Here is a 13,446-nt window from a genome sequence, read left to right as displayed (position 1 = left end):
TATATGGAAAGAGTCCTACAATTTACCGAAGAGCATGAAGCTTTTCGTGATATGGCGCGTAAGTTTTTCGAAACTGAAGTAGCTCCTCATCACCATGAATGGGAAAAAGTCGGAATGGTTCCGAAAGAACTTTGGAAAAAAGCGGGAGCAAGCGGACTTCTTTGCCCTGACGTTCCAGAAGAATACGGTGGATCCGGTGCCGATTTTCTATATAACGTAGTTGTAATAGAAGAATCATCCAGGTCCGGAAACAGCGGATTTTTCGTATCCCTTCATAATGATGTGATCGCACCTTATATTAGCGCTTACGCAAACGAAGAACAGAAAAAGAGATGGTTGCCCGGTTGTTGTAGCGGAGATAGCATTTTAGCGGTCGCTATGACGGAACCTGGAGCAGGTTCTGATCTTAAAAGTCTTAGGACTTCTGCCGTGGATAAAGGGGACCATTATGTGGTCAACGGCCAAAAAACATTTATTTCCAACGGACAGCTTGCAAATTTAGTAATTACTGCCGTGAAACATGAAAACGGCACGATTTCGCTTGTTATGATAGAAGAGGGGATGAAAGGTTTCGAAAGAGGCCGTAATCTCGAGAAGATTGGACTAAAGGCCCAGGATACCTCGGAATTATACTTCAACGACGTAGTAGTTCCTAAAGAGAATGTAATCGGAAAAGACGGACAAGGTTTCCGTTATTTGATGATGAAACTCGCACAAGAGCGTCTCGTATTGGCGATTGCAGCGGTGGAAGCCACAGCACTCGTTCAGAGAATGACTCTAAAATATATTAAAGAGAGGATGGCTTTCGGGAAAAAGATCGGAAGTTTTCAACACATCAAATTTCAAATGGCGGAGATGGCTACGGAACTGGAAATGTGCCGTACCTTCGTCGACAAAGTGGTTTCGGAGCATATTGCTGGGAAAAAATTAACCGTAGAGGCTTCTATGGCTAAATACTATTCCACCGAAATGCAAAAACGTCATACTGACCTTTGTCTCCAGTTCTTTGGAGGATACGGTTATATGATGGAATACCCGATAGCAAGAGCGTATCTGGATGCAAGGATCCAGACGATCTACGCGGGAACCACCGAAATCATGAAAGAAATTATTGGTGGAAGTTTAGGACTCTGAAATAAACTCGAAATAGCTATCGTCCAAGGGTACAATGGATCGAATGGCTCCTTTAGAGAGTAGAATTGGGCGGTATATTCGGTATGCCGCCTTCCTTATCTTAGCTTCTTCCTTATATTTCATCCCAGTTTCCTCGGCAGAGGCGCAGGTAACATGTCTTCCTCCTTCCTCCGGAAACAATGTTTGTAGTCTAATTCCTGCCTCCACGGTATCTCAATTTAATGGTTTGGAAGAAACCATTCGTAAAGAATATCTGAATGAATTGACCAAGTCTATGGCGGATGCTTCTGTTCTCGCCAATATCAACTCATCAATGATGGGGCCAGGGACCATTAACCGTTTCCAAGTGGGAGCGGGCCTTGGAGTCGCCGGAGTCCAGAAGGACGATATCAATATTCAATACGGTGATATTTCTATTCCTAAGTTCCCGAATGTAGGAGCTTCGATTAACCCTGGAGCAATGGCAGGTGTGAATCTAGGATGGCTTCTTGGGCGGGGGCCTGCGGACCAAGCGGATCCGGATGAAAAGAATAAAAATTCAGGCAGATCCTTCCTACATAGAATCAATATTTATGCTCATGGTTTCCAAGGTAATATCGCCAATGGAGATATAAAATCTCTGAGCGATTCCACTTCTAAAGACTTGTCCATGTCTGGAAATGTAAACAGTTTCGGAATGACCGTTAGATTCCAGATTGCAAGGGAAAGATATACTAGACTAGACTTCTTTGGATTTACTGGGATTAGTTTAGGGATAGGCTTCCACAGAAAATGGGAAGAGATTAATATGAACTATCAACCGAGTGGATCGGATGCAGTCAAGGTCGCGTTCGGTCCTGCTACGGGTAGATGGGACGCGGATGTTAACTTCGCTTATCAATCTAAGGTACAATCCGTCCCTGTAGATATTAGGACAGGGGTAAGACTCTTCTATTTTTTAACCTTATTTGCAGGTGCTGGTATCTCGAATAATACCGGATATACCAAATTGAATTTAGGCGTAAGCGGGCCTCTATACTTGGCTTTGGATCCAAATGCTTCGGGTCTTCCTCCGCAAGTTATCCAACAGTTGAATGGTAACGCAGGTGGTACACTATCCTTACGGACTAGCGGGTCTGCCGATGTCAGAACTCAGATGAATTATTTCATCGGTGGTTTTGAATTGAACATATTGATGTTCAAAGTATTGGCAGAAGCCATGGCTACAGATGATAAGATCTATTCTGCGAACATTGGTATTAAGTTCGCTTTGTAGTATAATAATAGCTTATCTTAAAATGAACAGCCCGGGGAGGCCTCGGGCTCTGTTCATTTCTCTTATTTTTATTATAAACATATAAAAAAGGCACGCCTTTTGCAGTATAGTCAGTAGAATGCAAAAGTCTGGAATCCAATGGATAAGAATGTTCAGGAATTCAGCATTAAAGGTATCCTATGATCACAACTCCTGGAAAACCTCTACATCTCTCCTGTATCCCTAGGGGCGAAGCGTACGCCCTAAAGGTCAATATTTCCAAAAACGAGATAGGGATCATTTATAGGGTTACCGCAGTTCTATATGTTCATGGTTGGAATATAGAAGAAGCCATTGCCGAAACCTCCATGGATGGTTATATCCAGGACATCTTTATAGTGAAACGTATCGATGGTTCTCCTATGACAGACGAACATTTAAATGCGATTCACGCGGATCTTCACGAGTTGTTTTACGGCGGAATGTCGGTAATGAATTATCTGGCAAATCACCCTGAAAAGATGGAGAGTTTAAGAATCAAGGTAGAGACTGCTCCTGAAATTTTCCTATTCAACTCTGAGATCAGCGATTCTACGGTGATGGATTTAAGAATGGAAGACCGAACCGGTATCTTATTTGAGATTTCTCAGATCTTATTTTTATTCGGAGTGGATATTCTTTCCTTTAAAGCCGTAACGGATTCAGGTCAGGTGAGAGACACATTTTTACTTAGATTGGAAAATGGATCCAAACTGGACGAAAACCTACATTTTAATAGATTAAAAGAAGCGTTAAACGCAGTTCTTTAATTCTTAGTAACAGGCTGTTTTACAAACAGGAATAGACCTAAGAATATAAAACTTAAGATCCCTGAAACCAAGAAAGAGATCTGAGGTCCTTTTTGGGAATATACTACGCTGAATAAGATAGGCGAAATCCCTCTTCCGAAAGATCCTAAACTTCTTAAAATTCCCAAATTTTTTCCCTGTTCACTTGGAGAAGAGAATAAGGATACCATAGATGAGACTGTAGGATTTAAAAATGCGCTCCCCATTGCTAAGAATGTCAAAGACACGAATAATAAGAATGTGGATTGTTCGGAAGCGATTACGGAAGCACTCGAAAAATATAAGAAAGAAAATCCTAATATCAGAAATACGGAGGCGAGAAGTCCTACTTTTTTTTCAGCGACCTTGCCGCTTATCCTGCGAATGATCCCACCTTGTACGAATACTATAATCAGTCCGATATAAACGAAAGTATAACCTATACTTACCGGTTTATAACCTAAAAACTGATCCAGATAGAAGTTCAAAGAGAATTCGAATCCGGAAAAGAATAGAAGAAAATATAAATTCAAAAAACCCAAATACATGATCTCTTTGGAGCCAAGATCAAAAACTCCTAAAGCAGGATGGATTCTTCCTTCCGGTTTTTTACGCAAATTGTGAGGAAGAGTTTCTCTGAATCTGAAAAGTATTAATAGCAAGTTAACGAAAGATGCAGCGGTCGCCATTAAGGCAACGGAAGGGAAGATTGTCATCTTATCCAAGGGTAAAAAAGGAAGAAGGTAAGAAGGATCCGTATGAGCTAAAATTCCCCCGATAGAAGGACCCGCAATAAATCCAAGACCGATTCCGGCTCCTACCATTCCCATTCCTTTTGTACGATCCTGCTCCGAAGTGGAGTCAGCCATTGCAGCAGTTGCCACCGAAACGTTCCCACCCATAAGACCGGTAATTAATCTGGAGAGAACGAATAAGGAAAAACTTCCGGAGAATAACCAAACAAGGTATCCTAAAAAACTTCCAGTGCATGTAAAAACTAAAACTGGTCGTCTCCCTGTGCTGTCTGAAAGTTTTCCCCAAATAGGAGAGAACAAAAATTGAAGAATAGAATATAAACTCGCTACGATCCCACCGAAAAGAGCCACGAAAAGTTTCCAGTCACTTGTTCTTCCGTCCAAAATGCGGGAAGTCCAACCGGCCAAAAGATCTAAGACAGGATCTCCTGCCTGAGCTAAGAAATGATTTAATGTTTCCGGAAAGATAGGAAAGATGAGGGAAAATCCCATCATGTCAATGAAGACTGTAAGTATTAATATGAAGGATTGTTTCCTCATTACGAGTGGCCTGAATAAGATCAGGCCTAGTATCCGGGACCCGCTTTCCTTGTCCCGAATTTTTCTAAGCCACAGCTTTTATCAAGTTTTCCGAATTCTATTTTTTAGTGAGCTTTTTCAGCTCTTCTATAGCTGACTTAGCCTTTGCTTTAAATTCTTCCGGCAGAGACTCATCGATTTGTGCCGAAATTTTTTCGAAATTCTCTTTGAGCTGGTTGATCACTACTTTGGAACTTTCGTTTGCGTTCAGCAGTTTATCCTGAGCGTCGCCCACAGTTTTCTGGATCAGGTCCCTAAGCCTATTTGCTTGTTCCGATTGGTTCTGGGCTCCCTTGCTCTTGAGGTCCTGGTAGGCATGGTCCAGATCGGAAAGGCTTTGTTTTAGTTTATCTTCTCCGGATTGAAATAATGCGATTCCGGCGTTTAGGATGTCCATTAGAGATTTTTCCATGTTTACTGCTCCAAGGGAACCAAGGATACAGAAGGAAAGGACTTAGGTCCAGTATGTTCGAAGGGAAAAATTCGATTTTTTACGAATTTGAAAAGAAATTAGGAGGGGTTTTCCAGAAGTTTACGGATCTGGTCCCTAATCTTTGCGGCCGTTTCATAATCTTCCGCTTTTAGAGCATTGTCCAAAGAGTCTTGTAGGATCTCCAACTGAGACTTTGGCAATTGGGAAATTTTTTCTTTTCCGATGGTTTCCCCAGGAATCTCGTCGTCTTTCATTACGATCCCTGCTTCTTCGATGACCTTTTTTGCCAGATAAATCGGAGCGTTAGCACGGAGAGCGAGCGCGATAGAATCACTTGGTCTAGCGTCGAGCACGATCAGTTCTTCATCTTTGCGTAGAGTGATTTTTGCGTAGAAAGTATTATCAATGATCTCTTCGATCGCGATCTTTACGATCTGCACTCCCAGAGTGGTGAGTAGAATTGTCATCAGATCATGGGTCATTGGTCTAGGAGGTTTGGTACCTTCTAAAACCGAAGTGATGGAATGGGTTTCAAGAGGACCGATAAAAATCGGAACGACCCTCTGATCCGAATCGTCTTTTGCCTTTAAAAATACGGCAAAGCCCACGTTCGTGAGAGAGATATTATATATGGTCGCTTCCAAAAGATCCATTTCCTAGTATTTGAACCTATCTTTCGTTTCCCGAAATGTCAAGCGTTCTAAACCTAGGGATCAAGTCGAGTCCAATCCTTTGATCCAGGAGTCAATTTCGGAGCACATTTCCTTCACGACCGGCATGTGGAAAACGATACCTAAGTGACCCTGTTCGTAAGAAAGAATCTTATTTTTTTTGTGAGGAAGTGCAGCAAGATCGTTCTCGATTGTTTCACTCGGGACCACTTTGTCCACCGAACCTAAAACGGAAAAAAGTGGGATCTGCAAATTTTTTTGGAGCGCGGTATAATCCAAAGTTCCGTCGTAGGAAAGAAAAGATCTGTCCTGACTCAATTGAGATCTGAGGAACTGGAGAACTACTTTTGTGGATTCTTCGCAGAAAATATCTTCGATCAGAAAATACCATTCAGGAGGAGATATTTGTTTGTATCCCACGAAGTCTCTCAGGTTTACAACTTTCGCATGCAGATCGAAAGATACAGCTCTCAAAGAAGAATGTAGTCCTAAGAGAAATTTAAAAAATTTATTCAGGTCTACTGTAGGAAGAGTTGTTTGCAGAGAGAAAGAAGTCAGATCGAAAAGAAAATCAGAGATTGTTTTAGAAGGAACAAGCTTCAGTCCCATTTTAAGAATGTCCAAACCTGGGATTTGTGCCTGGAGTCTCACAAAATTCGGAGAGGTGATGGAAACAATTCCTGAGATAAATTCATCCGGACGAGTGAGTGGAACAAGAGGATTCGTTTTTCTTTTTACGATCTCTTCATATGCGGAGCAGTAGAAGCGAGGGATCATTCCCCCCATACTATGACCGACCACCACCAATTGTTCATTCGGAAAATTCTCTTTGATCCAGTTTAGAACGGCTGGAAAGTCCTCTTGGATAAAATCGTCCACAGTCCAGCCTTCTCGGATTCCGAAAAGAGGAAGGGTCCTTCTGGATCTTCCCCGCATATCCATGGAGAAAACCCTATAACCGTGGCGGAGTGATAACTCTCTGGCCACCTTGTCCATTACGGACCTTCTGCAAAAGAAGCCAGGGATAAGAAGAAGGTTTTTACCGGTATCATTCTTATCTTTCGGTTCGAAACGTTTCAAACTAACAGAGTATCCGTCTCCGGAAGGAATGAGAAAACTCGCATCAAGCCTATAAGATCTTTGGTAGGTATGAGAATCGAATACTATAGTTGTGACGGGTTCATCTTGGCCGAAACCCCTGGTATAGAAGAGATGTTTTGCCCTGGAATGGAGATCCGACTTTTCTATATTCTTACGTGCATAATATGGATCTCCTTTTAGGCCCATCTCCTTGGAGATCACAAAGTCCACTACATCGTAAAGACTGTACAATTGTTGTCTGACTTCTTCTTCCTGCTCGGGACTCATATTATCCCTGCGGATACCCCATAACATACCGATCGGAAAACCTTTTACGAATAAAGGAATTCCCGCGGCATAGTTCATTGTTTTAGTAAGAAGCTGCTTTAAGTTGGGATGGACTCTATCATCGTCCAAGCTATGGAAATAGACTTCGGGTCTTGCCTTTTTTTCCACAGAGAGGATTGCTTCTCTCAAATATTTGGCGGACAGATTTCCTGGATCCTGGATCGAGATCGGAATTGTATTTCGAATAAAATCTTCGATACTTTGGAGACCGATTCTATCAGTCACCTGTTTCATTCTGAAATGAGTGGCAGATGCGACGATCTTCAGATTTTTATCTTGGATCGCCTCAAAAATTGCATACTGGAATACAGGTTTTCCATTCGGAAGGGTCATGGAGACCATCTTGTTTACGAATGCAGTCCAAACTTTTTGAAGAAATAAATTCGTACTTTCGGAAAGTGGGAAGATATAGATGTCTTCGGCACCTACCGCATAACCGCCCCCTTTCCTGCGGGGCTTGGGGTTGACCTTTCGGGCTAGGGTCTGGTCCATAGTTTAAGTTTCCAATTCGCCCTGCAGGTTGGCAATCTGGAATTCTGACTAATTTTGGCAGGAAATTCGGAAAAATTTGGAAGAAATTTCTAAGATTTTACGAATGAAAATTGATCGGAGTGTTCTTCTTTGTTGCAGAATCGGATCGAAACTTCTTTCTCTCCATTCAATTTCCATTGAATGTTTCCTTTCAACTGATCAACTAACATATTCACAAGTTGGAGTCCTAAACCTGGAGAATAATCCATACGAAATCCTTTAGGAAAAGGCACTCCATTGTCTGAGACAACTAGAGTTACCCAAGAGTCCTCCTTAAAAAGTCGGATGGAAATTTTTCCTTCCTGTTTTTTAGGAAACGCATATTTGAAAATATTAGTAACTAGCTCATTTAAAATAAGTCCGAGAGGAATTGCACTTTTCACATCTATTTCTAGATCTTTTAGATCCAATTGCAGAGCGATCCCATTCGTTTTTTCTTGGAAAGCATTCAATAGATTTTCTGTAATCTTTTGGATATAACGATCTAGTCGTACAGAATGGGAATTGTCGGAAGTATATAACATCTCATACAAATTTCCGACAGAATGGATACGATTTACTAAATTTTCTAAAGTATTTTCTAACTTAGCATCTGAAGATCTGGATGCTTCTATCTCTACGATAGAGCTGATCATACTCATGCTGTTTTTGACCCTATGTTGGAGTTCCTTATAAAGATATTCTCTTTCGTGAAGGTCTTTTGCCAAGGTTTCTAAAGCTTCTTTCGCTTCTGTGATATCGACGCAGGAACCGATAAAGCCGGTAAAAATTCCTGATTCGTTAGTGATCGGGAGACCATTGTCTTGGATCCATCTCCAGTCCCCATTTTTGTTTTTTATACGGTAGGTCATGCTGAAAGGTTGTCTTTCGTCGAAATGACTGGAATAGATCTGTATACATTCTTCTAAATCGTTTGGATGTACACCTTCTGCCCAGCCATCACCAAGTTCTTGCTCCATGGTTCTTCCGGTAAAGTTTAGCCAGGTTTGGTTGAACCAATTACATTTTTTATCTAGTCCGGAAACCCAGATCATAACAGGTGCAGCATTCGCTACAATCTTAAATCTAGATTCACTTTCTTTAATATTCTCCAGTAGGCTATATTCTTTTGAGATATCTCTGAATACCAAAACGGAACCAATGGTGTATCCTTTTTCAGAAAGGATGGGGGCTGAACTTTCTGCGACCCTATGTTCAGAACCGGATTTAGAAATAAGTAATACTTGGTTTTCGAGGCCCATATTTTTTTCTTTAGGGGTAAGTATATCCAAAGAATTTCGCATTCTTCTTTTGGTTCTCGCGTTAACAATTCTGAAAACCCTTTCGATAGGTTCTCCGATGGCTTCCGATCTAGTCCAGCCGGTTAAGGTCTCTGCAACATAGTTCATATCCGTAATATTGCCTAACTCATCGGTAGAAATAACTCCGTCTCCTATGGATCTTAAAGTTGCTTTCAGAAGTTCTTGGTTTTCTTTTAAGGATTCTTCGCTTCTTTTTAGGCGAAGATGAGACTCATACAATTTGAAAGCCATCTTGATAGAAGCTATAAGAACAGTTTCTCCTGAATTTTTTACCACGTAACCGTAAGAAGTGATCTTTTCCGTTTTGTCTACAATCTCCGGTTCAGTATGACTGGAAAGGAATACGATAGGGATGTCCCTTGTTTTTAGGATGCGGACGGCGGCATCCGTGCCGTCTTCTTCTCTTCCTAGATCTATATCCATGAGAACTAAATCGATCGTATAATCGTTAGTCGCTATTTGAACTGCTTCATCCGCGGAAGAAGCGGAGATCACTCTGAACCCATTCTTTTTTAATCTTTGAGTTTCGGAGAGTGCAATGATGGCTTCATCTTCTACAAGAAGAATGGTTTTCTTTCTTTCTTCCGGGATGGGGAAGTATTCTCTAAAAATTTTCTCTACTGTTTGGATCATCCCGAATCTCCTAACGTAAACTGTGTCAAAGTTTTGACTAATTCCAAGATTATGACACAACTTACCTTATCCCAAATGAGAGGGCAAGCAAAACTAAAAAAATTAGACTGGTTTCTAATCGCTTCCGCTTTAGGAAAAACTAATATTAACGACATAATATTAAGAATTCTTTACCTTATTCTGTCTCATAAAAGAGTTTATGTCTTGTTTCTGGTGAGCTCGTCGAAGATACTACACGCGAAATTTCGGGAACGAATATGAACGCATTCCAAAAACGAATTTTACCAACTGCAATCTATCTAGGATGTATCTCCACTTTCCTTGCTGGATATTTCTTTTATGAACGATCTCTTATTGGTTTTCCCGACGGACACCTCAGTGATTTGGATCGTGCATTTCTTTGGCTTTATCTAGTTGTTGGAATTCAACATATTTTGAATGTGTTTGTGTTTATCTACTTTGGTTTGGGTTACGGCTCCAGGTGGAAATGGGTCTTCTTCCTTCTATTTTATGCAGGGAGTATCTTTTTATATTTCGGAGTAGATTGGTTTTTGAGAACGAATTTAGATCATGGAGTAGGAGGGTAGGACTTGTAAATTGTGCAAGTGTTGGAGCTCCTACAAGAAAGTTAGGGGCGGCTCCGAGCATAGCTCGGACTGGGCTACTTCGGGTTCGCGCATTCGCGCTCATCCGGGCTTTGCCCGGACTATACCCTGCGTATCCCTGCCGCGGAGACTCAAACAAAGGAAAAGGATTGGACTTGCCGTTACCCAGTCTCGCATCCTGCTCGACTTGGCTCCACGGCGTCTTTCTCGCGCCTTCATCCATCCATGGACTCGGGACGCGTTTATTTACGCTCCCTATGGGTCGCTATAAACACTTTCGCTCGAAAGCTTCAAGCCCTTCTGGGCCGATCTAACTGTAATTGCATTAATAGGGGAAAGTAATGTGGGCCCAGAAGGACTTGAACCTTCGACCCGCAGATTATGAGTCTGCTGCTCTAACCAACTGAGCTATAGGCCCGGAGGCTCCATTTTTTGAGGACCTCGCCTCCTAGCAAGTCGATTTTATTGTGGGTTTAGGTAACGGTTCGGATTCGAAAACCATTCTTTCAGATCTTGGCGTTCTTTATAAAATGCGACGTAGAATGTGTAGGCCTTGTCCTCTTTTCGGAGTAGAAAGAAATAAAGTTGGAGCGGGTTTCCTCCTGAATTGTCTTCTTTGGACCAGCGTAAGATCTCCGTCTTATAGATGCTGAACTTTTCAGGTGTAGTATCCGGAAAGACTGCTTCCAATACCTTGGTTTCTAGGGTTTCCTCTCCGACTCGGTCCAGTTTTCTCCAGACGGCAAGCCAGGGCCTGTCTTTGAGTGGAACCGCTCTCCAGCGTTTTCTGGATTCGGTGCGGACGAGCGCTTTTTCCGGGAAATCGATTCGGATAAAATCTTCTGCGAATATTTCTCCCGGTTGATAGACTTTTTGGTCAGGATCTAAGGGAACAGAATCTATGGATATGCTGGTGAGAATGAATAAGAACGGAAGAATTTTAGAGAAGGGAAGACGGATCAAAAGATGATTTCCTCTAAGATCAATTCTCTGTATTTGACTAGTTGGAATACCGGGATCGATTGTTTTTCTTTTTTATCAGCAAGTGTATCTTCTCCTTTTTTTTTGAATCTTCGAATGGTTTTATTCTCGAATACGAATACTCCTTGGTATTCTCCCGTGACCTCGTAAGGTGCTCCGGCTGCCAATCTAGAAACATATTTTCTTAATCTTCTATCAAATTTATTATCTCTGTATTTATAATATAAAGTATGTCCGTTCCAATCGTAGAATACTACGTAGTTTTCCTTTAAACCTTGGTAATATAGTTTGATTGTTTCCGGATAATTGGGCGAAGAATCTGTTAAGGTTTCCTTTATATCCAGCGCTCTTGGTTCTTGTAGAGTGATGGTGCCTCGGTAAGTGTTTCCTGCAGGTTCTGCATCTAATCTTCTCCCATCCGATGTAGGTATCAAACAAAGGATTATGGATAGGAGAAGGATTTGTTTCATACTATTCGTTTTCCAGGTCCTCTGACTCTCCGCCACCCGGTTTTCCTCCTCCAGAAGAACCTCCGGAACTGGAAGATCCTCCACCACCAGAAGAAGAGCTACCTTCTCCGCTTAATGGAACTGGATTAGAACCTTCTCCACCACTAGTTCCGCTACCCGGTCTGGATCTTCTGGAAGAAGAACTGGAGCTGGATCCACCAGCTTTTCGTGTGCTGGTATCCTTTGCGGGTTTGTCTGTGTTTGTAGGTACAAAATTAGGATCTAGTTTTTTGCGAAGTTGATCTAACGCGTTTTGAGCAGCGCGTTTTACTTTTTCACTAGGATCCCTTTGTGCCTTATATTCTAAAATTTCGATAACTGCCGGGTCTTCCGTTTCCGCCAAATGTTTGATGGCGCGAAGTCGAACCATTGCATCGTCGTCTCTTGCAAACGAATATAATTCTTCTATAATTTCCTTATCGCCTAAGGAAACGAGGGCAGTGATCGTATGTATCTTCAGTGCTTGGTAATCCTGGATATCGGTTTTGGATTTTAATGCACGGATTTTTTCCAGAAGTTCTCTAAGTGGAGTGATTGCAGCTTCCGATTTGATTTTTCCTAGAGCATTTACCGAATAGGCTCGAAGTGTAATCGGTTCTTTTTCGTCTTTTACTGTTGCGATCAGGACATTCTCGATCGATGACTTTTTGACTTTTCCGAAATAGAGTGCGATCTGGGCTCTTACTTCCGGATCGTTAAACTTCTCCTGGAACCTTGCTTCTAATACGGAGAATGCTTCATTTGCCTGAGGAAATTCTGCCAAGGTTTCGATGAGTGCGATTAGAAAATTCGTATTTTTAGTGAAGTCCTGGCTTTTGAGTAGTTCCGTCAAAACAGGAATTCCAGAATCAAATTTGAGTTTTTTGACTACATAGACCGCTTCCTTTTGGACGTCTTGTTGGTCATATTTTAATAATGCGATGATCTTATCTTCGAATTGGGTGAGTTTTAGAATTCCGGAAATTCGAAGTGCATAGATCTTCATAGACCAATCAGGGTCCTTGGAAAGGATCACTCCAACCTGATCGTATAATTCTCCTGCTTCTTCTTTTGGAAAATCTTCGAGTTCTCTTAGGGCACTAGCTCTTTCTTTTGTGGTCCCGTATTTTAGGATCTGGTAGAGAATTTCTTTCTTTTTGCGAATCTGTTCTTCCGTATATTTAGGCTTAGGTGGGGCTTCTTTGGAAGAAATTTGATTGAAGGAAAGAAAACAAATGGCAAGCGAAAGGGCATAAATGCTTCCGAGGGAAATGAATCCTTTTTTGGTTTTGGAAAAAACGCGGAAATTTTTCAGCTGGTTATTCGCCTGTTTGCTGTAGTTTGCGGTTTTCTTCTTCGAGTTCCTTAATTCTTCTGTTAAGCTCATTGACTAAATGTTGATTCTCCAGGTTCTGTCGGAACTTTTCGATCAAAGATCGAATGTCTCTGGTTAGATCCTCTATGTTCCATGGTTTTTCCACGTATCTGCTCAATCCCCCGAAATTTATCGCGTGGATGGCAGAATCCAAACCGGCCTGACCGGTGAGCAGAATTTTGATCGAATCCGGAGACCGTTTGTGGACCGATTCCAGAAAATCGGCTCCTTTCATACCGGGCATCACCTGGTCCGTAATGATAACTTCGATCACATAACCGGAACCTTGGATTTCATCCAATAAGGCAAGTGCCTCCTCGGCGCTTCTTGCGGTTTCGATCTCATGAGTTTTTCCGAACTCGTTGTGAAGCTGTTCCTGGAGAGTTTCCAGTACCGACACTTCATCATCGACACAAATGATATAACCTTTATTCATAATCCTTGACCGAAAGGTAGGCCGGTTTCCCGGAA

At 41.8% G+C, this 13,446-nt stretch carries 13 protein-coding genes and 1 tRNA gene; 4 read left to right on the top strand and 10 right to left on the bottom strand.

Annotation, left to right across the window (positions count from 1 at the left end; all coding sequences use genetic code 11):
- Window positions 1–3 precede the first annotated feature (3 nt).
- The 3 genes from CH365_RS15285 (at window position 4) to CH365_RS15275 (ending at window position 3,177) form a co-directional block, all read left to right on the top strand.
- On the top strand, window positions 4–1,134 hold the full coding sequence (locus tag CH365_RS15285) for an acyl-CoA dehydrogenase family protein (RefSeq protein ID WP_100769431.1): 1,131 nt from the start codon (window positions 4–6) through the stop codon (window positions 1,132–1,134).
- Between the two features lie 34 nt (window positions 1,135–1,168).
- Window positions 1,169–2,389, top strand: a complete 1,221-nt coding sequence (locus CH365_RS15280) for an Lsa36 family surface (lipo)protein (RefSeq protein WP_100769430.1) — start codon at window positions 1,169–1,171, stop codon at window positions 2,387–2,389.
- A 179-nt stretch (window positions 2,390–2,568) separates the two neighbouring features.
- On the top strand, window positions 2,569–3,177 hold the full coding sequence (locus CH365_RS15275; RefSeq protein WP_100769429.1) for a hypothetical protein: 609 nt from the start codon (window positions 2,569–2,571) through the stop codon (window positions 3,175–3,177).
- Here the strand turns inward: CH365_RS15275 and CH365_RS15270 are convergent.
- The 5 genes from CH365_RS15270 to CH365_RS15250 form a co-directional block, all read right to left on the bottom strand.
- Window positions 3,174–4,490, bottom strand: coding sequence for an MFS transporter (locus tag CH365_RS15270; protein WP_100769428.1), 1,317 nt, complete (start codon window positions 4,488–4,490; stop codon window positions 3,174–3,176). The two genes, CH365_RS15275 and CH365_RS15270, sit on opposite strands and share 4 nt — an antisense overlap.
- Before the next feature lie 97 nt (window positions 4,491–4,587).
- On the bottom strand, window positions 4,588–4,941 hold the full coding sequence (locus tag CH365_RS15265; RefSeq protein ID WP_100769427.1) for a phasin-related domain-containing protein: 354 nt from the start codon (window positions 4,939–4,941) through the stop codon (window positions 4,588–4,590).
- Between the two features lie 98 nt (window positions 4,942–5,039).
- On the bottom strand, window positions 5,040–5,615 hold the full coding sequence (locus CH365_RS15260; RefSeq protein ID WP_008592198.1) for a bifunctional nuclease domain-containing protein: 576 nt from the start codon (window positions 5,613–5,615) through the stop codon (window positions 5,040–5,042).
- Between the two features lie 60 nt (window positions 5,616–5,675).
- Window positions 5,676–7,553, bottom strand: a complete 1,878-nt coding sequence (locus CH365_RS15255) for an alpha/beta fold hydrolase (protein WP_100769426.1) — start codon at window positions 7,551–7,553, stop codon at window positions 5,676–5,678.
- An 89-nt stretch (window positions 7,554–7,642) separates the two neighbouring features.
- Window positions 7,643–9,526, bottom strand: coding sequence for a PAS domain S-box protein (locus CH365_RS15250; RefSeq protein ID WP_100769425.1), 1,884 nt, complete (start codon window positions 9,524–9,526; stop codon window positions 7,643–7,645).
- A gap of 257 nt (window positions 9,527–9,783) precedes the next feature.
- Here CH365_RS15250 and CH365_RS15240 point away from each other — a divergent pair, with 257 nt between their 5' ends.
- Window positions 9,784–10,113, top strand: a complete 330-nt coding sequence (locus CH365_RS15240; protein ID WP_100769423.1) for a hypothetical protein — start codon at window positions 9,784–9,786, stop codon at window positions 10,111–10,113.
- Window positions 10,114–10,475: 362 nt separating this feature from the next.
- Here CH365_RS15240 and CH365_RS15235 read toward each other — a convergent pair.
- The 5 genes from CH365_RS15235 to CH365_RS15215 all read right to left on the bottom strand — a co-directional run bounded on the left by CH365_RS15235 (window position 10,476) and on the right by CH365_RS15215 (window position 13,411).
- Window positions 10,476–10,549: transfer RNA gene (locus CH365_RS15235), tRNA-Ile, on the bottom strand.
- Window positions 10,550–10,593: 44 nt separating this feature from the next.
- Window positions 10,594–11,094 (bottom strand): hypothetical protein, encoded by a 501-nt coding sequence (locus CH365_RS15230; protein ID WP_100769422.1) that lies wholly within the window; start codon window positions 11,092–11,094, stop codon window positions 10,594–10,596.
- The gene (locus CH365_RS15225; protein ID WP_100769421.1) at window positions 11,091–11,582 is read right to left on the bottom strand and encodes an LIC_11959 family protein; all 492 of its coding nucleotides are present in this window, start codon (window positions 11,580–11,582) and stop codon (window positions 11,091–11,093) included. Before CH365_RS15225 ends, CH365_RS15230 begins: the two co-directional genes overlap by 4 nt.
- A 1-nt stretch (window position 11,583) precedes the next feature.
- On the bottom strand, window positions 11,584–12,987 hold the full coding sequence (locus CH365_RS15220) for a HEAT repeat domain-containing protein (protein WP_244283225.1): 1,404 nt from the start codon (window positions 12,985–12,987) through the stop codon (window positions 11,584–11,586).
- Window positions 12,920–13,411, bottom strand: a complete 492-nt coding sequence (locus tag CH365_RS15215; protein ID WP_100769420.1) for a response regulator — start codon at window positions 13,409–13,411, stop codon at window positions 12,920–12,922. Before CH365_RS15215 ends, CH365_RS15220 begins: the two co-directional genes overlap by 68 nt.
- Window positions 13,412–13,446 lie beyond the last annotated feature (35 nt).

The sequence above is a fragment of the Leptospira neocaledonica genome (genome assembly GCF_002812205.1).
Taxonomy (GTDB): Bacteria; Spirochaetota; Leptospiria; order Leptospirales; family Leptospiraceae; genus Leptospira_B; species Leptospira_B neocaledonica.
This window is presented reverse-complemented; position numbering and strand designations above follow the sequence as displayed.

Bases quoted from the DNA above. Each gene is read 5' to 3' on its own strand.
- CH365_RS15265 (WP_100769427.1), bottom strand. From the start codon at position 4,941: ATGGAAAAATCTCTAATGGACATCCTAAACGCCGGAATCGCATTATTT.
- CH365_RS15255 (WP_100769426.1), bottom strand. From the start codon at position 7,553: ATGGACCAGACCCTAGCCCGAAAGGTCAACCCCAAGCCCCGCAGGAAA.
- CH365_RS15285 (WP_100769431.1), top strand. From the start codon at position 4: ATGGAAAGAGTCCTACAATTTACCGAAGAGCATGAAGCTTTTCGTGAT.
- CH365_RS15250 (WP_100769425.1), bottom strand. From the start codon at position 9,526: ATGATCCAAACAGTAGAGAAAATTTTTAGAGAATACTTCCCCATCCCG.
- CH365_RS15240 (WP_100769423.1), top strand. From the start codon at position 9,784: ATGAACGCATTCCAAAAACGAATTTTACCAACTGCAATCTATCTAGGA.
- CH365_RS15260 (WP_008592198.1), bottom strand. From the start codon at position 5,615: ATGGATCTTTTGGAAGCGACCATATATAATATCTCTCTCACGAACGTG.
- CH365_RS15215 (WP_100769420.1), bottom strand. From the start codon at position 13,411: ATGAATAAAGGTTATATCATTTGTGTCGATGATGAAGTGTCGGTACTG.
- CH365_RS15270 (WP_100769428.1), bottom strand. From the start codon at position 4,490: ATGAGGAAACAATCCTTCATATTAATACTTACAGTCTTCATTGACATG.
- CH365_RS15275 (WP_100769429.1), top strand. From the start codon at position 2,569: ATGATCACAACTCCTGGAAAACCTCTACATCTCTCCTGTATCCCTAGG.
- CH365_RS15280 (WP_100769430.1), top strand. From the start codon at position 1,169: ATGGATCGAATGGCTCCTTTAGAGAGTAGAATTGGGCGGTATATTCGG.
- CH365_RS15220 (WP_244283225.1), bottom strand. From the start codon at position 12,987: ATGAGCTTAACAGAAGAATTAAGGAACTCGAAGAAGAAAACCGCAAAC.
- CH365_RS15225 (WP_100769421.1), bottom strand. From the start codon at position 11,582: ATGAAACAAATCCTTCTCCTATCCATAATCCTTTGTTTGATACCTACA.